Source organism: Microbacterium sp. Se63.02b, assembly GCF_014171575.1.
Lineage (GTDB): Bacteria > Actinomycetota > Actinomycetes > Actinomycetales > Microbacteriaceae > Microbacterium.
Window position 1 is genome coordinate 3,653,608 of record NZ_CP050453.1, and the last position, 23,446, is coordinate 3,677,053.

Annotated in this window: 19 protein-coding genes, 4 pseudogenes and 1 riboswitch; of the genes and pseudogenes, 12 read left to right on the forward strand and 11 right to left on the reverse strand. The window is 69.6% G+C overall.

The window, feature by feature from the left end; translation table 11 throughout:
• Positions 1-6: 6 nt before the first annotated feature.
• On the reverse strand, positions 7-702 hold the full coding sequence (locus G4G29_RS18250) for an MgtC/SapB family protein (protein ID WP_183151095.1): 696 nt from the start codon (positions 700-702) through the stop codon (positions 7-9).
• Between the two features lie 178 nt (positions 703-880).
• On the opposite strand from G4G29_RS18250, the gene G4G29_RS18255 reads away from it, so the two are divergent.
• The 6 genes and pseudogenes from G4G29_RS18255 (at position 881) to G4G29_RS18275 (ending at position 4,415) form a co-directional block, all read left to right on the forward strand.
• A complete protein-coding gene (locus tag G4G29_RS18255) occupies positions 881-1,642 on the forward strand; it encodes a GntR family transcriptional regulator (RefSeq protein WP_183151096.1) in 762 nt (253 codons plus the stop codon).
• A 53-nt stretch (positions 1,643-1,695) separates the two neighbouring features.
• A complete protein-coding gene (locus tag G4G29_RS18260; RefSeq protein WP_210274202.1) occupies positions 1,696-2,235 on the forward strand; it encodes a ribosomal protein L7/L12 in 540 nt (179 codons plus the stop codon).
• A gap of 64 nt (positions 2,236-2,299) precedes the next feature.
• Complete coding sequence (gene eda / locus G4G29_RS18265; RefSeq protein ID WP_183151098.1) at positions 2,300-2,938, forward strand: bifunctional 4-hydroxy-2-oxoglutarate aldolase/2-dehydro-3-deoxy-phosphogluconate aldolase; 639 nt, start codon at positions 2,300-2,302, stop codon at positions 2,936-2,938.
• 82 nt (positions 2,939-3,020) lie between these two features.
• Positions 3,021-3,242 (forward strand): annotated as a pseudogene (locus G4G29_RS24275) (hypothetical protein); the annotation flags it as partial.
• 271 nt (positions 3,243-3,513) lie between these two features.
• Positions 3,514-3,669: a hypothetical protein gene (locus tag G4G29_RS24280; RefSeq protein WP_345941189.1), complete on the forward strand. Its 156-nt coding sequence runs from the start codon at positions 3,514-3,516 to the stop codon at positions 3,667-3,669.
• A complete protein-coding gene (locus G4G29_RS18275; RefSeq protein ID WP_183151099.1) occupies positions 3,666-4,415 on the forward strand; it encodes a sulfite exporter TauE/SafE family protein in 750 nt (249 codons plus the stop codon). The genes G4G29_RS24280 and G4G29_RS18275 overlap by 4 nt, the downstream gene beginning before the upstream one ends.
• 52 nt (positions 4,416-4,467) lie before the next feature.
• On the opposite strand, the gene G4G29_RS18280 is transcribed toward G4G29_RS18275, so the two are convergent.
• Both G4G29_RS18280 and G4G29_RS18285 read right to left on the reverse strand, forming a co-directional pair.
• Positions 4,468-5,298, reverse strand: coding sequence for an NAD(P)-dependent oxidoreductase (locus G4G29_RS18280; RefSeq protein WP_183151100.1), 831 nt, complete (start codon positions 5,296-5,298; stop codon positions 4,468-4,470).
• A gap of 54 nt (positions 5,299-5,352) precedes the next feature.
• Positions 5,353-6,110 (reverse strand): annotated as a pseudogene (locus G4G29_RS18285) (SDR family NAD(P)-dependent oxidoreductase).
• Positions 6,111-6,294: 184 nt separating this feature from the next.
• On the opposite strand from G4G29_RS18285, the gene G4G29_RS18290 reads away from it, so the two are divergent.
• Positions 6,295-7,029, forward strand: a complete 735-nt coding sequence (locus G4G29_RS18290; protein ID WP_183151101.1) for an aminoglycoside 3'-phosphotransferase — start codon at positions 6,295-6,297, stop codon at positions 7,027-7,029.
• Positions 7,030-7,049: 20 nt separating this feature from the next.
• Here the strand turns inward: G4G29_RS18290 and G4G29_RS18295 are convergent, their stop codons facing one another.
• The 4 genes and pseudogenes from G4G29_RS18295 to G4G29_RS22915 all read right to left on the reverse strand — a co-directional run.
• Positions 7,050-8,420 carry a glutamate decarboxylase gene (locus G4G29_RS18295; protein WP_183151102.1) on the reverse strand — a complete coding sequence of 457 codons (1,371 nt, stop codon included), beginning with the start codon at positions 8,418-8,420 and terminating at the stop codon, positions 7,050-7,052.
• A 97-nt stretch (positions 8,421-8,517) separates the two neighbouring features.
• On the reverse strand, positions 8,518-9,309 hold the full coding sequence (locus G4G29_RS18300) for an energy-coupling factor transporter transmembrane component T (protein ID WP_183151103.1): 792 nt from the start codon (positions 9,307-9,309) through the stop codon (positions 8,518-8,520).
• A gap of 7 nt (positions 9,310-9,316) precedes the next feature.
• A pseudogene (locus tag G4G29_RS18305) lies at positions 9,317-10,763 on the reverse strand (ABC transporter ATP-binding protein); the annotation flags it as partial.
• 253 nt (positions 10,764-11,016) lie between these two features.
• Positions 11,017-11,421: pseudogene (locus tag G4G29_RS22915) on the reverse strand (ECF transporter S component); the annotation flags it as partial.
• Positions 11,388-11,499: riboswitch (TPP riboswitch) on the reverse strand. (Overlaps the previous pseudogene by 34 nt.)
• 373 nt (positions 11,500-11,872) lie before the next feature.
• Here G4G29_RS22915 and G4G29_RS18315 point away from each other — a divergent pair.
• Positions 11,873-13,450, forward strand: a complete 1,578-nt coding sequence (locus G4G29_RS18315) for a D-alanyl-D-alanine carboxypeptidase (RefSeq protein WP_183151104.1) — start codon at positions 11,873-11,875, stop codon at positions 13,448-13,450.
• 134 nt (positions 13,451-13,584) lie between these two features.
• On the opposite strand, the gene G4G29_RS18320 is transcribed toward G4G29_RS18315, so the two are convergent.
• Complete coding sequence (locus G4G29_RS18320) at positions 13,585-15,846, reverse strand: ABC transporter ATP-binding protein (RefSeq protein ID WP_183151105.1); 2,262 nt, start codon at positions 15,844-15,846, stop codon at positions 13,585-13,587.
• A complete protein-coding gene (locus G4G29_RS18325) occupies positions 15,843-17,570 on the reverse strand; it encodes an ABC transporter ATP-binding protein (protein WP_183151106.1) in 1,728 nt (575 codons plus the stop codon). The genes G4G29_RS18320 and G4G29_RS18325 overlap by 4 nt, the downstream gene beginning before the upstream one ends.
• 495 nt (positions 17,571-18,065) lie before the next feature.
• On the opposite strand from G4G29_RS18325, the gene G4G29_RS18330 reads away from it, so the two are divergent.
• Together G4G29_RS18330 and G4G29_RS18335 are read left to right on the forward strand one after the other, a co-directional pair.
• Positions 18,066-18,884, forward strand: a complete 819-nt coding sequence (locus G4G29_RS18330; protein WP_183151107.1) for a hypothetical protein — start codon at positions 18,066-18,068, stop codon at positions 18,882-18,884.
• The gene (locus tag G4G29_RS18335) at positions 18,881-19,276 is read left to right on the forward strand and encodes a GntR family transcriptional regulator (RefSeq protein WP_183151108.1); all 396 of its coding nucleotides are present in this window, start codon (positions 18,881-18,883) and stop codon (positions 19,274-19,276) included. Before G4G29_RS18330 ends, G4G29_RS18335 begins: the two co-directional genes overlap by 4 nt.
• 103 nt (positions 19,277-19,379) lie before the next feature.
• Here the strand turns inward: G4G29_RS18335 and G4G29_RS18340 are convergent, their stop codons facing one another.
• A complete protein-coding gene (locus G4G29_RS18340) occupies positions 19,380-20,441 on the reverse strand; it encodes an enoyl-CoA hydratase/isomerase family protein (protein ID WP_183151109.1) in 1,062 nt (353 codons plus the stop codon).
• A gap of 112 nt (positions 20,442-20,553) precedes the next feature.
• Here G4G29_RS18340 and G4G29_RS18345 point away from each other — a divergent pair, with 112 nt between their 5' ends.
• Both G4G29_RS18345 and G4G29_RS18350 read left to right on the forward strand, forming a co-directional pair.
• Positions 20,554-21,276, forward strand: a complete 723-nt coding sequence (locus tag G4G29_RS18345) for an ATP-binding cassette domain-containing protein (RefSeq protein WP_183151110.1) — start codon at positions 20,554-20,556, stop codon at positions 21,274-21,276.
• 23 nt (positions 21,277-21,299) lie between these two features.
• Positions 21,300-22,778 (forward strand): hypothetical protein, encoded by a 1,479-nt coding sequence (locus G4G29_RS18350; RefSeq protein WP_183151111.1) that lies wholly within the window; start codon positions 21,300-21,302, stop codon positions 22,776-22,778.
• A gap of 98 nt (positions 22,779-22,876) precedes the next feature.
• Here G4G29_RS18350 and G4G29_RS18355 read toward each other — a convergent pair whose 3' ends face one another.
• Positions 22,877-23,326, reverse strand: a complete 450-nt coding sequence (locus G4G29_RS18355) for a hypothetical protein (protein WP_183151112.1) — start codon at positions 23,324-23,326, stop codon at positions 22,877-22,879.
• Between the last annotated feature and the right edge of the window lie 120 nt (positions 23,327-23,446).

Genomic DNA, 23,446 nt, shown 5'->3' on the forward strand with positions numbered 1-23,446 from the left:
TATGCATCAATCGTCTTCGGAGAAGCCCTGGACGACCACCGACCGCACACCGTCGAGGCGGGCGATGTCGTCGATCAGATCCGACCGCGCATCCGGTGCCGCCTCGGCGAATTCGAGGGTCGCCCGCATGTCCGAGTCGCCGTGGATCCGGGCAGCGCCGAGGAGCGTCGCGGGCAGGCCGCGCCGCTCGGCCGCCGCCATGACCTCGCGGAGCGCGCCGCGATCCGCCGCATACTGCAGCGTGACGCGCAGGCGCTCCGGCTCAGGGCGCACCCGGTCGCGCAACCGGGACAGCGGGCCCACCGTCAGCAGATGCAGGGCGGTGCCGGCGATCGCCAGCAGGGGCATGTTCGCGCCGCACGCCATGCCGATCGCGGCGACCACCCAGATGGTCGCGGCCGAGGTGAGCCCCGAGACGGCGTTGTTGCGCACGAAGATCACGCCCGCGCCGAGGAAGCCGATGCCGGAGACGACCTGCGCAGCGATGCGCGAAGGATCGACCGCGACGTCAGGACCCAGCACACCCTCGAACCCGTACGCCGAGATGAGCGTGAAGATCGCCGACCCCAGCCCGACCAGGACGTGCGTGCGGAGCCCGGCGTTCTTCTGCTTGCGCGAACGCTCGACACCGACCGCGAGCGAGAGCACGAACGCGAGACCGAGGAGCCCGAGCTCGACGAGGAGGTGCGGATCCCCGATCACGCTCCTGTCCCTTCGATCATGTCAGAACAATAGCACTTTAAGCATCTCGACTCTCTCCGTGCGGGCTTTTCCCTGGCGGGATGACCGCTCATGCCCGGAAAGACGGGGGAAGTCGAGGATGGATCGGATCGTATGATTGTCGCTACAATGTGACTCCCTGACACAGAGTGGAGCACCCATGGCCGATGTCGTCACCCCGTGGCCGAACGACCTCTTCGCGGACATCGACCGCACCGGCCCTGTTCCGCTGTACTTCCAGGTGTCGACCCGCCTCCAGAGCGCCATCCAATCGGGGGCCATCCCGGCAGGCGCCCGGCTCGAGAACGAGGTGTCGATCGCCGAGCAGCTGGGACTCTCCCGACCCACCATCCGGCGCGCGATCCAGGAGCTCGTCGACAAGGGTCTGCTCGTGCGGCGACGCGGAATCGGCACGCAGGTCGTGCAGGGGTCCGTGACGCGGCAGGTCGAGCTCACCAGCCTGTTCGAGGATCTGCAGAGCGCCCATCATGAACCGGGCACGCAGGTGCTCACCCACGAAGTGATCGCCGCCTCCGACGAGATCGCGGCCGCGCTGGCCCTCCCCGCCGGCACCGAGGTGCTGCATCTGCGACGGCGACGCAGCACCGACGGCGTCCCGGTCGCCGTGCTCGAGAACTACCTGCCGAAGGAGTTCGCCGACATCTCCGTCGAGCAGCTCGAGTCCCGAGGTCTCTACCAGGTGCTGCGCGCCAGAGGCATCGCCATCCGCGTCGCCAAACAGAAGATCGGCGCCCGCCGCGCGGAGGCGGACGAGCCCGAGCTGCTGGAGATCGAGGCGGGCGGACCGCTGCTGACGATGGAGCGCATCTCGTTCGATCAGTCCGGCGCGGCGATCGAGTTCGGGCACCATTGCTATCGTCCAGACCTCTACCGGTTCGAGACGACGCTGGTCGCCAAGTAGCACCCGGAGCGCCGGCCGCACCTCCCTAGACTGAGCACCATGGATGCGGTGGTGTGGGTCATCGGGATCGTCGTCGGACTGGTCATCGTGGTCGCCGTCCTCACCCTCGCTCTGCGCGGCATGCGCCCGAAGCTCCCCGCACCGCAGGTCTTCGCACCCGCGCCGACGACACCGCGCACGGCAGCCTCGACCGCGGCACCCGCATCGTCGGCCCTGACCCCGACGTCGTGGCCGAGATCGACCGACTCGTCGCCGCGAACCAGAAGATCCACGCGATCAAGCTCTACCGCGACCACACGGGTGTCGGTCTCAAAGAGGCCAAAGATCGCATCGAGCACTGGTCGGCCAGCACCACGGCACCGCACCAGGCTCCCGTGTCGCACGCCGCCGCCGCCCGCTCCGCCCTGCCCGCGGTCGGCCTGACGCCGTCGACGGTCCGCGCTTCCCTGCCCGCGTCGACGGCCTCCGAGATCGACGCACTCGTCGCGGGCGGTGCCGCGATCGCCGCGATCAAGCTCCTGCGGCAGCACACCGGCCTCGGGCTGAAGGAGTCGAAGGATCTGATCGACACCTGGGGAACCGGCGGGCGCTGACCCTGGGCGACGAACCCCGTCAGCGCGGAGGAGAATGGGACGGTCCCCCACTGCAAGGAGCCTCATGCCCGACCGTCTCGACCCCGCCCGCACGACCGGCATCCTCGCCGTGCTCCGAGCCCCGTCGCCCGAGCTGGCGCTGGAGGCATCCGAGGCGATCATCCGCGGCGGAGTCACCGGCATCGAGGTCACCTTCTCCACTCCCGACGCCCCCGCCGTGATCCGTGAGTTGATCGCCCGGCACGGCGATGCCGCGTACATCGGTGCGGGAACCGTGACGACGGCAGCCCATGCGGAGCAGGCGGCCGAGGCGGGCGCGCAGTTCCTCGTGAGCCCAGGGACTCTGCCGCACCTGACCCGCACGATGCTCGACACCGACCGGGTGGTGATGACCGGCGCGATGACCCCGACCGAGGTCATGAGTGCGCTCGAGCTCGGCGTCGATGTGGTGAAGATCTTCCCCGCCTCGCTCGGCGGCCCCGCCTACCTCGGCGCCCTGCGCGGCCCCTTCCCCGATGCGCCCCTCATGCCGACCGGCGGCGTGAGCCCCGACAACCTCTCCGCCTGGTTCGCTGCCGGGGCCGTCGCCGTCGGCGCGGGCGGCGACCTCGCGAACGGCGCCTCCATCGCGGCATCGGACTGGGCGGACATCGAGGAGCGCGCGGCCCGGTTCACCGCGGCTCTCTCCGCCGCACGGAACTGAACGAGCGCTGTCGCGCTCGATTTGGTATACCGGATGCATGCGCGTGCGACGGATGCTGAGCGCGGCGGGCGTCGCCGCCGCGATGCTGCTGACCGCCGGCTGCACGGCCGCGCCGCAGCCGACCCCGCCGACCCAGGAGGCCCCCGTGACCGACGCCACGACTGATCTGCTCGACGCCGCTGCCGCCGGGGACGCCGCTGCCGTCCGGGTCGCGCTCGACGAAGGCGCCGACATCGAGGCACGAGGAGACGCGGGGATGACGGCCCTGGTCGCCGCGACCAAGGCGAATCAGGTCGATGCGGCACGGGCGCTCATCGAGGCCGGCGCCGACGTCAACGCGAAGGACGACATCCAGGACTCCGCGTACCTGTACGCCGGCGCGCGGGGGCATGACGAGATCCTGCGCCTGACGCTGCAGAACGGCGCCGACCTGACGAGCACGAACCGCTTCGGGGGCACCGCCCTCATCCCGGCCTCCGAACGGGGTCTCCTCGCAACGGTCGAGATCCTGCTCCAGGCGGGCGTCGACCCGAACCATCAACAACCTGAACTGGACGGCGCTGCACGAGGCGATCGTGCTCGGCGACGGCTCCTCCCGCTACGTCGAGGTCGTGCGCGCGCTCATCGACGGCGGGGCGGACGTCGGCATCCCCGACGGCGACGGTGTGCTGCCGGTCGACCTCGCCCGTGCCCGCGGCTACGACGCGATCGTCGCCGAGCTCGAGCGGTGATCGCGCTCGACCCGTGGGCATGGGTCGCTCTCGCCGTGGCCGCTGTGACGATCGGCATCTCGAAGACGGCGCTGCCCGGGGGCAGCATCCTCGCGATCGCCCTGTTCGCCGCGGTGCTGCCCGCCCGCACCTCCACCGCCGCGACCCTGCTGCTGCTCATGGTCGGTGACGTGTTCGCCTTGATCGCGTATCGCCGCCACGCCCACTGGCCCACGCTGCTGCGCCTCGCTCCGGCGGTGATCGCCGGACTGCTCGCGGGGTTCGCCTTCCTTGCCGTCGCGGGTGACGGCATCGTCCGTCGGGCGATCGGCGTGATCCTCCTGCTCATGATCGCCGTGACCCTCTGGCGTCGGCGGCGGCAGAGCAGGACCGATACGGTGACGCCGCCGTCGGGCGGCATCGTGCTCGCGGGCGCCTACGGCACGCTCGGCGGATTCACGACCATGGTCGCCAACGCGGGCGGACCGGTCATGTCGATGTACTTCCTCGCCACCCGCACGCCGGTGCAGGTGTTCCTCGGCACCTCGGCGTGGTTCTTCGCCATCATCAACGTGATCAAGGTGCCGTTCCTCGCCGGCCTCGGACTGTTCCACGCGCCGGTGCTGCTGATGGATGCCGTGCTCGCCCCGCTCGTGGTGATCGGTGCGCTGCTCGGCCTGCGGGTCGCGCAGCGCATGAACCAGCGCGTGTTCGACCGCATCGTGATCGTGCTGACGATCCTCGGCGCGCTGTACCTGCTGATCTGAGCGACCTGGTCCGGCACTCCCGGCCGCGCCGCCTTCGCTGAGGGACACACGCTCAGTCGAGGAAGATGTCGGGGAAGAGCGCGCTGTCCGGTGTGCCGGGTACTGCCGCGTACCGTGAGAAGTCGGTCACGCCGTCGGCCTCGAGCACGTCCTCGACGATGAGCGTCTGTCCTGTGTATGACGCCGCGGGCTTGAGCAGCACGGCATAGGCGGCATCGGCGTAGATGTCGGGGGTGCGGCTCGCCGCCATGACCTTGTCTCCGCCGAGGAGGTTCTGCACCGCCGCCGTGGCGATCGTGGTGCGGGGCCACAGCGTGTTGGCGGCGATCCCGTCGCGCGCGAACTCCGCCGCGAGCCCGAGCGTCGCCATGGTCATGCCGAACTTGGCGAGCGTGTACCCGGTGTGCGCGCCGAGCCACTTCGGGGTGGGGTTGAGGGGCGGCGACAGGGACAGGATGTGCGGGTTCTCGGCGTCCTTGAGGATCGGCACTGCGGCGCGCGACAGCATGAACGTGCCACGCACGTTGACGTCCTGCATCAGGTCGTACTTCTTGGCGTTCAGGTCGAGCGAGCGCGACAGGTCGATCACGCTGGCGTTGTTGATGACGATGTCGATGCCGCCGAACTCGCCCTGCGTCTTCATGACCGCTTCGGTGATGTCGTCGTCGTCGCGCACGTCGCCCACGATCGGCAGCGCCTGTCCGCCCGCCGCCCTGATCTGCTCGGCGGCGGTGTGGATCGTGCCCTCGAGCTTGGGGTGCGGGGTGTCGGTCTTCGCGAGCATGGCGATGTTCGCGCCGTCCGCGGCCGCCCGCAGCGCGATCGCGAGTCCGATGCCGCGGCTGCCACCCGACATCAGGATTGTCTTTCCAGCCAGTGTCATGAGTTCTCCTAGGTTCTGATCGCGAGTGCTGTTCGTTCCCGTCGAGGCGTGGGGTCAGCGCGGAGCCATGCGGATGGCGCCGTCGAGACGGATGGTCTCGCCGTTGAGGTAGCCGTTCTCGACGATCTGCTGCACGAGGGCGGCGTATTCGTCGGGGCGACCGAGTCGCGCGGGGAACGGCACCTGCTGGCCGAGCGAGTCCTGCGCCTCTTGCGGCAGCCCCATCAGCATCGGGGTCTCCATGATGCCGGGCGCGATCGTGCAGACCCGGATGCCGTGCCGGGCGAGCTCGCGGGCGACCGGGAGCGTCATCGCGTGCACGCCGCCCTTGGATGCGGAGTACGCGGGCTGCCCGATCTGCCCGTCGAACGCGGCGACGCTCGCGGTGTTCACGATCACGCCGCGCTCCTCGTCGTGCAGCTCGTTCTTCGCGATCACGGCGGCGGCCTGCGCGATGACATTGAACGTGCCGACCAGGTTGATGCGGATCACGCGCTCGAAGTCGGCGAGCACGGCGGGATGACCCTCGCGGTCGAGCACCTTGGCGGGGGTGCGATCCCGGCGCAGTTCACCACCACGCGCAGGGGCGCCGCGGCCTGGGCGGCGGCGACCGCGGCCTCGACCTCTTCGGCACTCGTGACGTCGGCGGCGACGAAGAGCCCGCCGAGCTCGGTCGCGATGTCGGCGCCCTTCGACGAGGCGAGATCGATGATCGTGACGTGGGCGCCCGCGGCGACGAGTCGGCGCGCGGTCGCGAGGCCGAGGCCGGAGGCCCCACCGGTGACGAGTGCGCCCTGTCCGCTGATCTGCATCTGATGTTCTCCTTCGAACGTCGACGTGCGACTGGGTTTCAGCCTACGTGGTTCCTGGTTCCACGACGAACCGGGTCGGTGCGGGTCGAGCGCAGGGAACCGCGTCGGAAGCGAGCCTACGACACCGCCTCGGCGGATGACTCGCTCCGACCTCCCCGTCGCAGGCCTCGGGCAGGATAGGAGCATGTCGATCCCCGTCGAAGACATCGCCGTGCCCGACCGCGTCCGCCTACTCGCGGGAGACGCCGACCTCGAATGCGTCTGGCGCAACGACTACGGCGGCCTGACGTTCCGTGCCACCGGAGTCTCCGAGCCCTTCTTCGTCAAGTGGGGTCCGCGGAACCTGGAATTCACCCTGAGCGACGAGGCCGAGCGGATGCGCTGGGCGTCACGCTGGATCGCGGTTCCCACCGTGCTCGACAGCGGGTCGGATGAGACGCACGAGTGGATGGTCACCGCCGCGCTCGACGGACTCAGCGCCGTGGATCCACGGTGGGTCGCGGAACCGGCGACGGCCGTCCGCGCCGTGGGCGAGGGGCTGCGCGCGATGCACGACGCCCTGCCCGTCGCGGAGTGCCCCTGGGAGTGGAGCGTGCCTTCACGCATCGCGAATGCGGAACGCCGCGGCATCGTCGTCCCGGAGTCGTTCCGCACGCCGCCAGAGGTCGACCGTCTCGTCGTGAGCCACGGCGACGCGTGCTGCCCGAACACCCTGGTGGGCGACGACGGCCGCTGGCTCGCGCACGTCGACCTGGCGTTGCTCGGCGTGGCCGACCGCTGGGCCGACCTCGCCGTCGCGTCCATGAGCACCGAGTGGAACTTCGGCCCCGGCTGGGAGGACGCACTGATCGAGGCCTACGGTCTCGAGCCCGACCGCGAACGTCTCGCCTATTACCGCGACCTCTGGAACGCCACCTGAGCCCAGGCCCTGTTTCGCCACTAGTGGTGGAAGGCCGAGTCGGAGTGGTCGGCGGGCATCGGCGCGGTGAGCGCGTCGAGGTGCTCCACCTCGGCGGCGATCGCGTCCAGGAGGTCGGCCGCGAGGTCCATGCTCAGTCCGTTGCGCACCACGATCCGCTGCACGGTGATGTGCTCGAGGTCGGCGGGCATCGGGTAGGCGGGAACCAGCCAGCCGCGCATCCGCAGCCGATCCTGCAGGTCGTAGAGGGTCCAGTTCTTCGTATGCCCGTCCTTCAGACGCCACGCGAACACGGGGATGTCGCTTCCGTCGTTCCACAGTTCGAAGGCGTCGAGCTTCGCGATTCCGGCCGACAGATACTTCGCGACGTCCTGGGCGGTCTGCTGCACGGCCCGGTACCCCTCGAATCCGAGCCGCAGGAACAGGTAGTACTGGAGCAGCACCTGTGCACCGGGGCGGGAGAAGTTCAGCGCGAACGTGGGCATCTCGCCGCCGAGGTAGCTGACCTTGAACACCAGATCATCCGGCAGCCACTTCGCGTCACGCCACACCACCCAGCCGAGGCCCGGATAGACGAGTCCGTACTTGTGACCGGAGGTGTTGATCGAATGCACCCGCTCGAGTCGGAAGTCCCACACCAGGTCGGGCTGCAGGAACGGCGCGATCATCGCCCCGGAGGCGCCGTCGACGTGGATGGGGATGTCGAGCCCTGTCGTCTTCTGGATCTCATCCAGTGCGGCGGCGATCTCGGCGACCGGCTCGTACATGCCCGTGTAGGTGACGCCCATGATGGCGACGACGCCGATCGTGTTCTCGTCGACGTAGTTCGCGAGGTCGTGTCCGTCGAGCGTCTTGTGCTCGGCGCTGATCGGCACGTAGCGCGGCTCCACGTCGAAGTAGTTGCAGAACTTCTCCCAGCACACCTGCACGGCGGACGACATCACCAGGTTCGGCGACGACGCATCCTTCCCCGCTGCATGCCGGGCCTGCTGCCACCGCCGCTTGAACGCGAGGCCGCCCAGCATGCAGGCCTCCGAGGAGCCGATCGTCGATGTGCCGATGCTGTTCGCCGCATCCGGCGCGTTCCAGAGGTTGGCCAGCATGCGCCAGCAGTTGTCTTCGATCGCCGCTGTCTGCGGGTACTCGTCCTTGTCGATCATGTTCTTGTCGAATGACGCGGCATAGACCTGTCTGGCCTCGTCGTCCATCCACGTGCTCACGAATGTGGCGAGGTTCAATCGTGCATTGCCGTCGAGGATCGTCTCGTCCTCGACGATCTGCTTCGCCGTCGCGGGAAGCGACCCCTGCGGCGGGATGACGTGCCGGGGTGCGACCGTCGCCTCCCCCGGCCTCGTGAACATCGGCTCGTAGTCCGAAGACGGTGTGCTCATGCGGGGGACCTTTCGACGGGGGCGAACGCTGTCCTGCCGCCCACCGTAGCGGGGTCACGCTGCGGTATCGAGGGGCACCTGCGCGCGCCGGGTCGACTCAGGCGCCGGGTCCGAGGATGAAGTTCCAGGCGCCGGTGGCGACGGCCGCGGCGATCGCGACACCGGAGATCGCCGCCCCGACGGCGAGCAGCGCCCACTCGGACCCGCCGAATCGCGACTCGCGCGCCCAGGTGCGACGCCCGGGCGCCCCGAAGCCCCTGGCCTCCATGGCGGTGGCGAGCTTGGCGCCGCGACGGATGGAGAGGACGAGCAGTGCGAAGGCCATCCCGAGGAACCGGCGGATGCGCCCTCGGTCGGCGACGCCCCTGGCTCGGCGCGCGAGCTCGAGCGCACGCCAGTCGTCGAGGAACAGGCCCACCATGCGCAGTCCGGCGAGGGCGCCGAGCACGAAACGCGCCGGCAACCGCACGATCTGGCCGAGGCCGTCGGCGAGATCGGTCGGGTCGACGGTGATGAACAGCACGACCGAGGGCAGGGCGATCGCGAGCACGCGCAGCATCGTCGCGAGCGCGAGAGCCAGCGACCCCTCGCTGATGCGCAGCACGAACCAGTCGACGTAGACCACGCCGCTCGTCTCGCCGTAGAGCGCGATGGTCAGACCGGTGAGAGGGGCGGCGAGCCAGACCGGCCAGGTGCGCACCCAGAACTCGCGCCACCCGATTCCGGCGAACAGGAACAGCACGAACTCGAGCACGAGGGCGACGGATGCCGACACCGGATCGAGGGTCAGGATCAACGGCACCGCGATCAGGGCGCTCACCCCGAGCTTGGCGACGGGATTGATCGCGGCGACGGCTCCCGTGCGTGCGCGCGTGTCGATCAGGGTCATCGTGCGCCCCGAGTTCGAACCTCTCGGCGTGCAGCGCCCTCGCCACATCCAGGTCGTGCGTGATCGTCACGATCGCCGACCCCTCCTCGCGCAGGGCGGCGAGCATCGCGACGAGCTCCGCCCAGGTGCGGGCATCCTGCCCGAAGGTCGGCTCGTCGAGCACGAGCACCCGCGGTCGCGTCGCGATGGCCGCGGCGACGACCGTCAGCCGGCGCTTCTCGCCGCCCGACAGCGTGTACGGATTGGCGGCGGCGAGATGCGCGAGCCGCAGGCGGAAGAGCAGCTCATCGCTGCGCGCGGCGATCTCGTCCTCCCCACGCCGAGCGCGCGGGGGCCGACGGCCAGCTCATCACGCACGGTCTTGCTGAGGAGCTGATGCTCCGGCTCCTGGAACACCATGCCGATGCGGGTCAGCAGCTGCTTCGATGCCCAGCGGATCGGCGAGGGTCCCGCGCCGTCGGCGAGCGCGGTCGACGCGGTCAGGTCGCCGCCCGCGGGAGGCAGGAGTCCGGCCACGGTCAGCCCGAGGGTCGACTTGCCTGCCCCGTTGGGTCCCGTGATCGCGAGCACCTGTCCCGCATGCACGTCGAGGTCGATGTTCTCGGCGACCGGTCGCCCTTTGACGCGGGCGACAGCCAGATCGCGCGCCGACAGCAGCGGAGCTCCCGGCGCTCCCCGGGGCGGCGGCGGCTCCGCCGGCGGATGCCCTGGCACCCAGACGCCGTCTGCGGCGAGTCGGGCGCCCTGAGCGCCGAGGACCTCGGCCGGGGTCCCGTCTGCGACCACGCCGCCGGCCCCGAGCACGATCACCCGCGTGATGAGCGGCAGCCACACGTCGAGACGATGCTCGACCACGATGAGCGTGGCCGGACGTGCACGCAGCATCCGTTCCACCGCGTCGCGCACCTCGCCGACCCCCGCGGGGTCGAGGTTCGCCGTCGGTTCGTCGAGCAGCACCAGCCCGGGTCTCATCGCGAGCATTCCGGCGAGCGCGAGCCGCTGCTTCTGCCCGCCGGACAACGCCTTGGTCGGATGATCCAGCGGCACGTCCAGGCCGACGGCGGCCAGGGCGGATTCCACGCGTGGCCAGATCTCCGCGCGGGGAACCCCAGGTTCTCGCAGCCGAACGCGACGTCGTCGCCCGTGCGGGCCAGGATGACCTGCGAGTCGGGATCCTGCAGCACGAGTCCCGCGCGTCCCCGGGTGGCGACGGCAGGGGCGTCGTCGACCAGCAGTTCGCCCGCGCTCTCGCCCTCTTCCTCGCCGCCGAGAACACCCGCAAGCCCGTGCAGCAGCGTCGACTTGCCCGCACCGGAGGCCCCGAGCACGAGGACGCGCTCGCCGGGATCGATGCGGAAGGAGACCTCGCTCACCGCCCACGCGAGCCGGCTCGCATGACGCCACCCCCAGCCGCGCGCCTCCACGGCGGCCGGGACGGACCGATCCACCGACATCAGACCCGCACGCGCGCCTCACGGCCGGAGCCGAAGCGGTCGAGGGCCCCGGTCGCGGCGATACCGCGCGCCAGCACCATGACAGGGCGCCGGCGATGACCGCACCCGAGATGACCGTGCTGATGAGGTAGATGATCGTGAACGCCGGACCCGACCCCGCGTACCAGAGCACGAGATTGTTGATGCCGCCGGCCAGCGCAGCACCGGCGCCCGCGAGGATCGCGACCGGAAGCGACCAGCGACGGTAGAAGAACAGCAGGAAGATCAGCTCGGCGCCCAAGCCCTGCACGAGACCGGCCTCGAGCGTGAGGAACCCGCCCCACTGATTGCCGATGAGGGCCGACACGACCGCCGCGAGGAGCTCGACGTAGATCGCCGCGCCCGCCTTGCGGATGATGAGCCCGCCCAGCACCCCGGCGAAGAGCCATGGTCCGTCGAGGAGGCCCTGGATGCCGGGAAGCAGCGGCTCCAGGAGCGCCTTAGGCCCGAGGTAGCCGACGTTCCAGGCCAGGAAGATCAGGCCGGCGGCGACGCCGATCACGCTGGCGACGACGATGTCGACGATGCGCCAGCGCAGGAAGCTCCTGGCGGGGGCGGCGGTCTGCGTCGTGGACGCGGATGTGGACGTACTCATCTGAACTCCTCCCTGCGCTGGCATTACCCAGATCAGGTTCGACGGTCGAAGCGCGATTCGCTCCCTCTCAGCCCGGCTCGCCGGACTCCCGTGGTTGTGGTGAAGATCCTACCCGCTGACGACACCCGCGTGGCGACAGGGCCCGCGCCGCGGAACACGCCCGGGATTGGGTACCGTAAACGAGTGACTGCTTCAGATCCCGCCGACGAGGCGACGGGCGTCGTCCACGACGACGCCCCGTCGAACACCCCCCGCCGACGCTGCGGATGAGCAGGCGGTCGCCGCGGAGGAGGGTCCGCGCGGCGGTTCGGGCTTCGCCGCCGATCGACTGTTCGCGGGCGATGCCCCTCCGCCCGACACCACGATCGCCCCCGCGATCCCCGTCGATTCGGCTGCTCTGGGTGCGCTGTTCACGGTCGACGACGCCGGGCGCGATGGCGCACCGGAACCCGTGGACGCCGGGGACCCGAGGGATGTGAACGCGGCCGAGGATGTGATCGATCCCGAGCCCACGGCCGAGCACGTGATCGATCCCGAGCCCGCACCGGAGCACGTGCTCGACCCGGAACCCGCGGCCGAGACGGCCCCCACGCCTCCGCTGACGAAACCGCCGTTCACGCCGACGGCTCCCCGTGCAGAGGAGATCGCACCCGAAGACGCCGACGCTCTGCTCGACGCGAACGCTCCGCAGTGGGCGAACGACGAGACCACGGCCACGGCCCTGACCTGGGTCGACGCCACGGCGGTCGCCGCGCACTCCCCCACGGCGACGCTCGACCAGGCCGCGGAACCCGAGCGGACGGGCGGCCTGTTGCGCGGAGCCCGACTGCGTCCGGGGATCGCGCGCCCCGGGATCCTGGTGCCGTTGGCCACGCTCGCCGGTCTCGTCGCGGTGTACGCGGGTACGACGCTGCTCTGGCCGTTGCACGAGGTGCCCCCGACCGTCGCTGTGGTCGAGTTCAGCGCGGTTCCGGCTCCGCCGGCGGCGCTCACCTGGCCGGGAGAGGGCAGCGCAGCGGTCGGCATCGCGGGGTTGGACACCGCCGCCTCCCTCGCCGATCCCGTGAGCATCGCGAGCATCACCAAGGTCGTGAGCAGCCTGATGGTGCTCGATCGGATGCCCCTCGCGCTCGGCGAGCAGGGCCCCGAGTTCGGCTTCACCTATCGCGACAGCGTCGAGTACTGGGATTACCGGCGCAGCGACCAGTCCGCTCTCGATGTGCCGGTCGGCGGCGTGCTGACCGAGTACCAGCTGCTGCAGGGCACGCTCCTCGGTTCGGCCAACAACTACATCGACCGCCTGGCGTCCGAGATCTGGGGCTCCGACAGGGAGTTCGCAGCCGCCGCCGAGGTCTGGCTGCGCGAACGTGGACTCACGGGCATCACGGTGGTGACTCCCTCCGGGTTCGACGAGCGTAACGTGTCGACCCCTGAGGCCCTGATCGCGCTGGGTGAACTGGCCATGCAGAACCCCGTGTTCGCCCAGATCGTCGGAACCACGTCGGTCGATCTCCCCGGCGCGGGAACCGTCGTCAACACCAATGGCATGCTCGTGGACCCGGGCGTCGTCGGCATCAAGACCGGCACCCTCGTCGGTTGGAACCTGCTCACGGCGAAGGACGTCACGATCGGCGACACGACCGTCCATCTGTACGCCGCGGCGCTCAACCAACCCGGCGACGACGAGCGCCTGGCCGTCACGCGCTCCCTGTTCGCCGAGACCGAGGCGGCGCTCGCGGCCCAGGACCCGGCTGTCGCCGAGGGCACGGTCGTCGGCCGCGTCACGACGCTCTGGGGCGAAGACGTCGACGTCGTCACCGAGAGCGATGCCGATGTGGTGCTGTGGAACGGTGCCCTCGCGACCACCAGCGCGACGTTCGATCTCGGCGACGAGCGCGACGAGCACGGCCGGGTGGGCACGATGACCGCGACGGGTCCGCTCGACAGCACGACAGTGCCCTTGGTGCTGGCCGAGGACGTCGAGGGGCCGAGCCCCTGGTGGCGTCTGACCCATCCGCTGGAGCTGCTGGGCGTCACCGCCGACCGTCCCTGACACCCGCTCCGCCGAGCAGGAGCGCAGACGCGGCGTGCAGACGCGGCGTGCAGACGCGGCGTGCAGACGCGGCGTGCAGACGACAGCGCCCCACCCCGGTACACCGGAGGGGGCGCTGTCGTGACGTGTCTCGCTCAGGTCCGGTCGGCGGTCCCGTCCGCTCCCTCGTCGAGCAGCGCCTGGGCTGCCGCCGTCTCGGCCGCGGGAAGGCTCGCCCCGACGGACGCGCCGGCCACGGCGGCCACCGCTTCCGACTCGGCCCGCTCCTCGGCTCCGGCGTCGCCGGTCACGACGACCGGCGTCGATCCGGTGAGAGCGTCTTCGGCGTCGATGTCGGTGGCGGCCTGCTCGAACTGCGACTGGTACAGGCGCCAGTAGGCGCCCTGCGCCGCGATGAGCTCGTCGTGCGTGCCCTTCTCCACGATGTCGCCGTGCTCCATCACGAGGATGAGGTCGGCGTCACGGATGGTCGACAGGCGGTGCGCGATCACGAAGGACGTGCGTCCTTCGCGGAGCGCGGCCATCGCGTGCTGCAGCAGCAGCTCGGTGCGGGTGTCGACCGCGGAGGTGGCTTCATCCAGGATCAGGATCGACGGCTGCGCGACGAACGCCCTGGCGATCGTGATGAGCTGACGCTCACCCGCCGACACGTTCGCGGCATCCTCATCGAGCACCGTGTCATAGCCCTCGGGGAGAGCGTGCACGAAGCGGTCGACGTAGGTGGCCTTGGCAGCGGCAAGAACCTCGTCGTCGGTCGCGGTGGAGCGACCGTACCGGATGTTCTCGCGGATGCTCCCGGCGAACAGCCACGGGTCCTGCAGCACCATGCCGGTGCGCGACCGCAGCTCGTCGCGGGTGACCTCGGCGATGTCCTGCCCGTCGAGCATGATGCGCCCGCCGCTGAGCTCGTAGAAACGCATGATCAGGTTGACCAGCGTGGTCTTGCCCGCACCGGTCGGACCGACGATGGCGACGGTCTGCCCCGGCTCCACCCGGAACGACAGGTCGCGGATGAGCGGGCGATCGGGCGTGTACGAGAACGCGACGTTCTCGAACTCGATGACGCCCTTGCCCTCGACCAGCTCGGGGGCATCGGCGTCGTCCGCCTCCTGTTCGTCCGCATCGAGCAGTTCGAACACCCGCTCCGCCGATGCCGTGCCGGACTGCACCACCGCGGCCATGCCGCCCAGCTCGGACAGCGGCTGCGTGAACTGCTGGGAGTACTGGATGAACGCCTGCACATCGCCGAGTCGCAGCTGCCCGTTCGCGACCATCAGACCACCGAGCACCGCGATGCCCACGTAGCTGAGGTTTCCGACGAACATCATCGCCGGCATGATGATGCCGGAGAGGAACTGCGCCTTGAAGCTCGCCTGGAAGAGTTCTTCGTTCTCGACCTGGAACTTGTCGAGAGCATCCTTCTCGCGTCCGAAGACCTTCACCAGTGCGTGACCCGAGAAGGCCTCCTCGACACGCGCGTTCAGCCGGCCGACCTTGCGCCACTGGGTGCCGAAGGCCTTCTGCGACCGCGGCCCGATGATGCCGAAGATCACTCCCATCAACGGCAGCGTGACGAGGGCGACGAGGGCGAGCTGCCACGAGATGGAGAACATCATCACGAGCACGCCGATCACGGTCAGCACCGAGGTGAGCGCGCCCGAGAGCGACTGCTGCATGGTCTGCGTGATGTTGTCGATGTCGTTGGTGACACGCGAGATCAGCTCACCGCGCTGCACCTTGTCGAAGTACGACAGCGGAAGGCGGTTGATCTTCGCCTCGACCGACTCCCGCAGACGCCACATGGTGCGCACCATGATCACGTTGATGACGTAGCCCTGGATCCAGGTGAGGAAGGCTGCGGCCACATAGATCGCCAGGACGGCGGCGATGACCATGCGCAACGCATCGAAGTCGATGCCCTGGCCGACGGTGAAGTCGCCCAGCGCTCCGACCTGGTTGGCGAAGTCGTCTTGACCCGCACCCCGCAGCGCATCGACCACGACGTCTTGCGGGGTTCCCGCCGGGAACCCGGGGAAGTCGTCGGTCGGCTGTCCGAGTTGGATCGAGATGAACCCCTTGTAGACGAGGTTGGTGGCTTCGGCGAGCACCTTGGGCGCCGCGACCGTGAGGACCACGCCGATCGCACCGAGGATCGACACGAAGACGAACCAGATGGCTGAGGGCTTGAGCAGCCCGATCATGCGCGCGAAACTCGGACCGAAGTTGTCGGCCTTGCCCGGCGCGACGCTGTCCCAGTCGCCGGAGTTCTGCCGCGCCTGCTCGGCGAGCTCGGCCTCGTAATTCTCCTCGGCGCTCAGCTCGACCTCGGCCACCGCCGCTGCCGGCGTGCCGCGACCGCGCCTGGCCTTGCGCTGTTCGTTGTTCTGCTCGCTCATGCGTCGACCCCCAGCTGCGACTCGACGATCTCTCGGTAGGTGTCGCTCGTCTCGAGCAGCTCCTCATGCGTGCCGACGCCGACCATGGTGCCCCCGTCGAGGACCACGATGCGATCGGCATCCGTGATGGTCGAGATCCGCTGCGCGACGACGATCTTCGTCACGTGCGGCAGCTCCCGCCACAGTGCTTGTCGCAGCCGTGCGTCCGTCGTGAGGTCGAGAGCCGAGAACGAGTCGTCGAAGACGAGGATCTTCGGCTGATGGACGATCGCGCGCGCGATGGCGAGACGCTGACGCTGACCACCCGAGACGTTCGTGCCGCCCTGGGCGATGCGGGAGTCGAGGCCGTCCGGCATCTCCTCGACGAAGTCGCGACCCTGCGCGATGTCGAGCGCGTGCCAGAGTTCTTCGTCGGTGGCCTCTTCACGCCCGTAGCGCAGGTTCGACGCGACCGTGCCTGTGAAGAGGAACGGGCGCTGCGGCACGAGGCCGATGCTGTCCCACAGCGACTCGACGTCGGCCTCGCGCACGTCGGTACCGCCCACGTGCACGGAACCTCCCGAGACGTCGAAGAGCCGAGGGATGAGCGAGATCAGAGTCGTCTTGCCGGAGCCGGTCGATCCGACGATCGCCACGGTCTCGCCCGGCTGCGCGGCGAAGCTGATGCCGGTGAGCACCGGGGAGTCGGCGCCGGGGTAGGTGAACTCGACGTCGTCGAGCGCGACGGATCCGGGAACCGGGAACTCGGTGACGCCGTTCTCCGGACGCACGAGCGTGGACTCGGAGTCGAGCACCTCGCCGATGCGCTCGGCCGACACCGCGGCGCGCGGGATCATCATCGCCATGAAGCTCGCCATGATGACGCCGCCCATGATCTGACCGATGTACTGCATGAAGGCGAACAGCGTGCCCACCTGGACCGTGCCGTTGTTGACCTCGATGCCGCCGAACCAGATGACCGAGACGACGGTGACGTTGAGGATCAGCATGAACAGCGGGAACAGGAGCACGAACAGGGATCCGACCTTGCGGCCAACGACCATGATGTCGGTGTTGGCGCCCCGGAAGCGCTCTTCCTCGATGCGCTCGCGCACGAACGCGCGCACCACGCGGACGCCCGTGAGCTGCTCGCGCATGATCCGGTTCACGTTGTCGAGCTTGCCCTGGTAGCTGCGGAACAGCGGGACCATGCGCCCGATCACGAGCGCCGCGAGGATCAGGAGCAGCGGGACGGAGACCGCGATGAGCCAGCTGAGGCCGACGTTGGTCTGCACGGCGAAGATGATGCCGCCGATCGCGAGGAGCGGCGCGGTGACGAGCATCGTCGCGCCCATCATCGCGAGCATCTGCACCTGCTGCACGTCGTTGGTGTTGCGGGTGATGAGGGAGCCGGCGCCGAACTGCGAGACCTCGCGCTCGGAGAACCCGCTGACCTTGCCGAAGACGTCGGCGCGGATGTCACGGCCGGCGCCCATCGCGGCGCGAGCGGCGAAGAAGGTCGCGGTGATCGAGGCGATGATCTGCCCCAGCGACACGGCGAGCATGAACAGTCCCGTGCTCCAGATGTAGCCGGTGTCGCCACGGGCGACGCCCTTGTCGATGATGTCGGCGTTCAGGCGAGGGAGGTAGAGGGTCGCTGCCACGCTGGCCAGTTGGAAGACCAGTACGGCGAGCAGCAGCCATCGGTATCGGGAGAGATAACGGAGGAGGATTTTTCCCAGCACAGGCGGACTTTCTAGGAAGGATGAAGCGGCGGATCTCCCGGCAGACGGATGCCGACCGACGATCGGCCACAAGACAGAGTGCCACGAACTGCGGACATTCGTATCCCCCTCGGGGCTGACCTTCGCTGACAGCGAACCGGCGGCGCCGATCCGCCGAGGTTTCTGCACGCGGACGAACAAGTGCGGAATCCGACGGGCGCTCTTATTGTGTTCCCCAGTTGACACAACTTGTGATAGACATATGGTACAAACGAGAACGGACCCGCATGCCTGCTCCCATCGCATCTCTGCTCGACCCGGCGCAGCTGGCGGGCGCCCTCTTGTCGCTGCCGTTGGTCTCGCTGCTCCTCGCAGCGATCATCGCGGTCGGGATCTCCCTCTCGCCCCGATGGGCGGCGCGGAGGCGGAGCCGCGTCCGGCTCACCCCTACGTCCGCCGCCGCGGTGTCGGCCCGCTACGCGCCGGAGCACGTCGCCCGGCATCGCGGCGATCGCCGTGATCGTGATCTTCGCCGCAGAGAACCTGATCACCGGGTACGTCCTCGACCTGTTCGGCGTGAGCCTCAACGGGGTCGTGTCCTGGTGGCGGTACGCGACGCCGGTGTTCACGGCATCCGTCGGCGTCGCCGTCCTTCTGGCGCTGATCGCGACGCGAGGCAGCACCCCTCCCGAGCAACCCGTCGTGGCCGCACGCCGGACCTGGCTGACCTTCAGCTCCCTAGCGGCAGGCGTGGGCACCGCCCTCGCCCTTCTCGCCCTCACGGCGACCACGCTGCTCGCCGGACTCGCCTCATCGAATCTCGACGACGGTCCGTACGTCTACCTCGAGATCGACGTCCCCAACGAGACCATCGACCCGATCCGTCCCTGGTTCTACGGATGGGCGTACGGCGTCCCCGTCCTGATCTGCACTGCCGCCCTCGTCGCCGTCGTCGTGGCGACGTTGCGCGCCAACGCGGCCCGCGCGTTCCTCCGCCCCGAGACAGTCGTCGCCGAGCAGCGCGAGCGTCGTGACGTCGCGCGCGGGATCACCCGGCTCACGGCATCGGCGGCGCTGCTCGCGCTGGCAGGAGCGCTCCGGTTCATCGCCGAGGCGGGATCGGTGGCCGGGCTCACGGTGGAGGGCGACGGCCGCAGCGCCACCTACGACGCCGTCTGGCGATACGGAGAGATCGCGGCTGTCGGCGGCTGGCTGGCACCGGCGCTCGAGGTCACGGCGTTCGTGCTCCTGCTCCTCGTGACCGCGCAGCTCGCGCACGTCTCCGAGCACGCCGCTGCTGTCCGGCGCCCCGTCGACGCGAGGGCCGCACGGTGAGCCTGAGCCCGAAGCTGTCGCCGACCGACGAGGCGAGTCCCGCTCTCGACATCTACCGACAGTTGCGCGGCCTGATCGTCTCGGGACAGCTCGGCACCGGCGAACGACTGCCGACCGTCCGCCAGACCGCGAGCGACCTCGGTGTGGCTCCGGGCACGGCCGCCCGCGCCTACAAGATGCTCGAGGCCGAGGGGCTCGTGGTCTCGCGCACCGCGGCGGGCACCCGGGTCGCCGAGACGGCGGGTGTTCTTCCGGCATCCGTCATCCGGCGCATCCGCGAGCTGGTCGAGGAGGCCGGTTCCGCAAGTGCCGATCCGGATGATGTGGTCGACGTGCTCCGGACGATCTGGCAGACGCGCACGGCGGACGCGTCCGCGGTTCCGGGTCCGTGACGGGCCATCTGTCGGGAGTCTCGACGCGGCTCGGCGTGAACCAGGTCGATCCGCCCGACAGGTGTGCATCCTCCCGACAGCCGTGCGGGCGAAAGGCGGCGACTCAGAACAGAGGAGGCTGCGGCACGTAGGCACGGGCGGGAGCGCCCGCATCCGGGGCGAGCTCGGCCAACGTCGGCGGATCCCACCGCGGGTTCCGATCCTTGTCGACCAGCTGTGCGCGGATGCCCTCGACGAGATCCGGATGCTCGTTCACGAACCACATCACACGTCGATACTCGCCTTCCAGCGCGGCGCGGAGGCTCGGAAGGTCTCGCGCCTCGCGCACGGCGTCGAGCGTGACGGTGAGTCCGGTGGGTGCGAGTCCTTCGAGGAGGTCGGCCACGGCGGCGGCCTCCGTCGTCCCCTGGGCGTGCAGCCGCTCGATGATCTCGCTCACCGTCGGGGCGGAGAACGCGTCGTCGACCCACTCCTTCGACTCCGGCAACCGGGTGGGCTCCGGCGTCTCGTCGAACAGCAGCACGATCTCGCTCGGTCCGGTCGGATCCGCGCGGAAGGCGAGGGCCTCGCTCAACGCCTCCAGACGATCCGACGGCACGAAGTGGTCGGCGAAGCCCAGGTAGACGGCATCCGCCCCGCTCATCGTCGCCCCGGTGAGGCCGAAGTACTCGCCGAAACGGCCAGGGGCCTTCGCGAGCAGCCGCGTGCCGCCGACATCGGGCGTGAATCCGATCCGCGTCTCCGGCATCGCCAGCTTCGAACGCTCCGTGACGATGCGGATGGCCGCGTGGCCGGCGAGCCCGATGCCGCCGCCCATGGTGATGCCGTCGGCGAAGGCGACGATCGGCTTCGGGTACTCGGCGATCATGGCGTTCAGCGCGTACTCGGCGCGGAAGAACTCCGCCGTCCGCTCGGCTTCTCCCGCCACGATCTGCGCGTGCAGCGCGCGGACGTCCCCGCCCGCGCACATGCCACGGTTCCCTGCTCCGTCGAGCAGCACGATCTGCACGTCGGAGTCGTCGCGCCACACGTTCAGGGTGTCGGTCAGGATCTCGATCATCCCGACGTCGAGCGCATTGATCGCCTCCGGGCGATGAAGAGTGAGTCGCCCGAGCGCTCCTTCGGTGCGGACGAGGACTCGCGATGCAGCCAGAGAATCGGTCACGCGTGCCAGGCTACCCCGTCGGCGAGGGCGGTGATTCCGCGCGAAATGCGGGATCCGACAGGCTTTTCCGGCAGGATAGGGAGGAACTGTTCACTCCGAAGAGAGGTCACGGATGCCTGAAGGACAGGTGCTGGAGTTCACGCACGTGACGAAGCGCTTCAATGAGGTTACCGCCGTCTCGGACTTCTCCGCGCGCGTCGAACCCGGCGCTGTGACCGCCTTCCTCGGCCCGAACGGTGCAGGCAAGACGACATCGCTGCGCATCCTGCTCGGTCAGGTGCGCGCCACGTCCGGGACCGCCACGATCGGTGGCACCGCCTACGCGGAGCTGCGCCAGCCGCTGCGCACCATCGGCTCCGTGCTCGAAGAGACCGTGTACCGCCCGCGGCGCACCGCAGAGCGGCAGCTGACGATCGCCGCCAAGGCGAACGGCATTCCGCTCGCGCGCGTCGGCGAGGTCCTCTCCCTCGTCGGACTGGAGGGCGAAGGCGACTCCCGGATCGGCGGATTCTCGCTCGGCATGCGTCAGCGTCTGAGCGTCGCGCACGCGCTTCTCGGCGACCCCGGCGCACTGGTGTTCGACGAACCGGCCAACGGACTCGACCCCGAGGGGATCCGCTGGATGCGGCTGCTGATGCGCCGCCTCGCCGACGAGGGTCGCACGATGCTCGTGTCATCGCACGTCCTCAGCGAGGTGGAGCAGGTCGCCGACAACGTGCTGGTCCTGTCGAAGGGTCGCCTGGTGCTGTCCAGCGGCATCGAGACGCTCGCCGACCCGAAGGGCGGCTCCGTCGTCGTCGACGCCGCTGATCGGGGGCGCTCACGGCGGCGCTGACCAAGGCCGGTTTCGACATCGAGGTGCTGCGATCCGGACTGACCGTTCGCGGGGGTGACGCCGGCACCGTCGGAGCCGTCGCCGCCGAGGCCGGCATCGCCCTGAGCACGCTCGTGCAGCGCGGGCCCACGCTCGAAGACGTCTTCATCGATCTGATGCGCGGCGGACGGCTCACTTCGCCGGCCGGATCACCTCTCCTGCCCGAGCCCGCCCTCGCCGTCGCAGAGACCGCCGTTGCGGAGACCGCCGTCGGCGACACCGTTGAGACGGAGGACGAGCCCTCCGCGCCTGCCGACACCCTCGTCGCCGTCCCCGTGGCAGCGGCCGCCGCCTGGGCGGCACACGCCACCGCGACACCCGCCGATTCCGAGAGGTCTGCGGACGCCGTCGCAGACGCGGACGACGCGACGGAGAGTCCTGCCGAGGAGACTCCGGCGGCCGAGGAGGCCCCCGCGCCGGAAGAGACGACGGCGGCTGACCCCACGGCATCGACGGATGACGCAGAGACACCCGCGGACTCCGCCGACGCGGTGCAGAATGACGAGGGAGCGGAGCCCGCGGCGATCGACACTGCCGACGAGGAATCGCCCCGGCGATCGTTCGACGAGATCCTCTTCGGCTCGGCGGCTCCGGTCGCTCCCGCGACCACGACCGCAGGTGAGGCGAGTCACAGCGTCGCCGAGATCTTCCAGACACCCCAGGACACCGACGCCACCTCGACCGAGCGGGCAGGCGACGAGAACGAGACCGCCACGGACGCGGACACCGATACCGACGCCGATACGGATGAGACCGCGTCGGACGTGGTCGGCTCCGACGCGGAGACCGCCACGGACGCGACTTCGGATACGGACGCAGCCGAGACCGACACGGAACCGGACACCACCACGGACGTGGACGCCGACCCGGCGCAAACCGAGCCCGAGACCGACGCCGCCGACGCCGCCGACGACGACATCGACGGTGAGCACGCCGGGGTGGAGATCTTCGCCGACCTCGCCGAAACGGACGCCGCCGCCGCCGAATCAGATTCCGACGAGTCAGGTTCCGACGAGTCACGCGCCGACGAGTCCGGCGCCGACACCGTCGATTCTGCGGCTTCCGATGACGCCGACCCGCGATCGGCGGCCGTCAGCTCGATGCTCGCCGCTGCGGCTCGCGCCTACTACGAGGACGAACCGAAGGACTACCCGCTGGGCGCCGAGTCCGAGGCGACCCCGGCTGAGTCCGGCGACGAGGGCGCGCACTGGAGCATCGCCTCCACCGGCGTCATCGACACCGTGCCGCTGTCGGCATCCGACACGGCCGCCGAGGAGTCTGCGCAGCCGGTTGCCGACGGGACCCCGGCCGGTGACGGCACGCAGGCGGAAGGCACAGATGCCGAGGTCGACCGCCAGCATGATGACGGTGAGCACCACGATGGCGATCACCACGACGGCGAGCACCACGACGGCCAGCACCACGACGGAGAGCACCACGACGGAGAGCACCACCGCGACTGAGGCTTCCGCATCGCCGAGAACGCCCTCCCGACCCGACGGTCCGGAGGGCGTTCTCGATTCCCGAGGCGGCGGGTTCACGACCCGCGCCCTGGCTCGGATCAGGCAGGCCGGGGGCGGATGACCGGGCGGCGACTCCCCTTCGTCACCGGCGTCGGCGCTGTGGCGACGATCTCTTCGACGTTGGCGGGCTCGGCGGAGACATCGAGTCGCAGAGCCTGAGTGAGGGCGAGTCCGTGCCGCGTGGTCAGGATCAGCCGGCGGTACTGCTCGTCGCCGTCGAGGTCGATCACGACGCTCGGCCGCCGACGTCGGATCAGTACGAAGTCGAGGCTCCCCGCCGCCTTCCAGCTGCCGGCCGCGAGGACACCCGGGATGTGCGTGCCGGGGTTGGGCACGCCGCGAAGCCAGGTCCACGCGTCTTCGGTCAGCTGGACCTTGGTGATGGTGTCGCGGGCGATACGGAGGTTCTCCCTGTGAAAGGTGGCGGCACGCTCGATCGGCGAGAGCACGACCTCGAGTTGCGTCTGGTCCAGCAGCAACGTCACCATGCCACTCAGTCTGCCAGCGCCGCCCTGCCAGTTGTCTGGAAGTTGCTCACAGGAACGCAACGATCCCTTGTCGATGAGGACCAGTCTCGACTGTCCCTCTGCCGACTTTCGAAGGAAGGT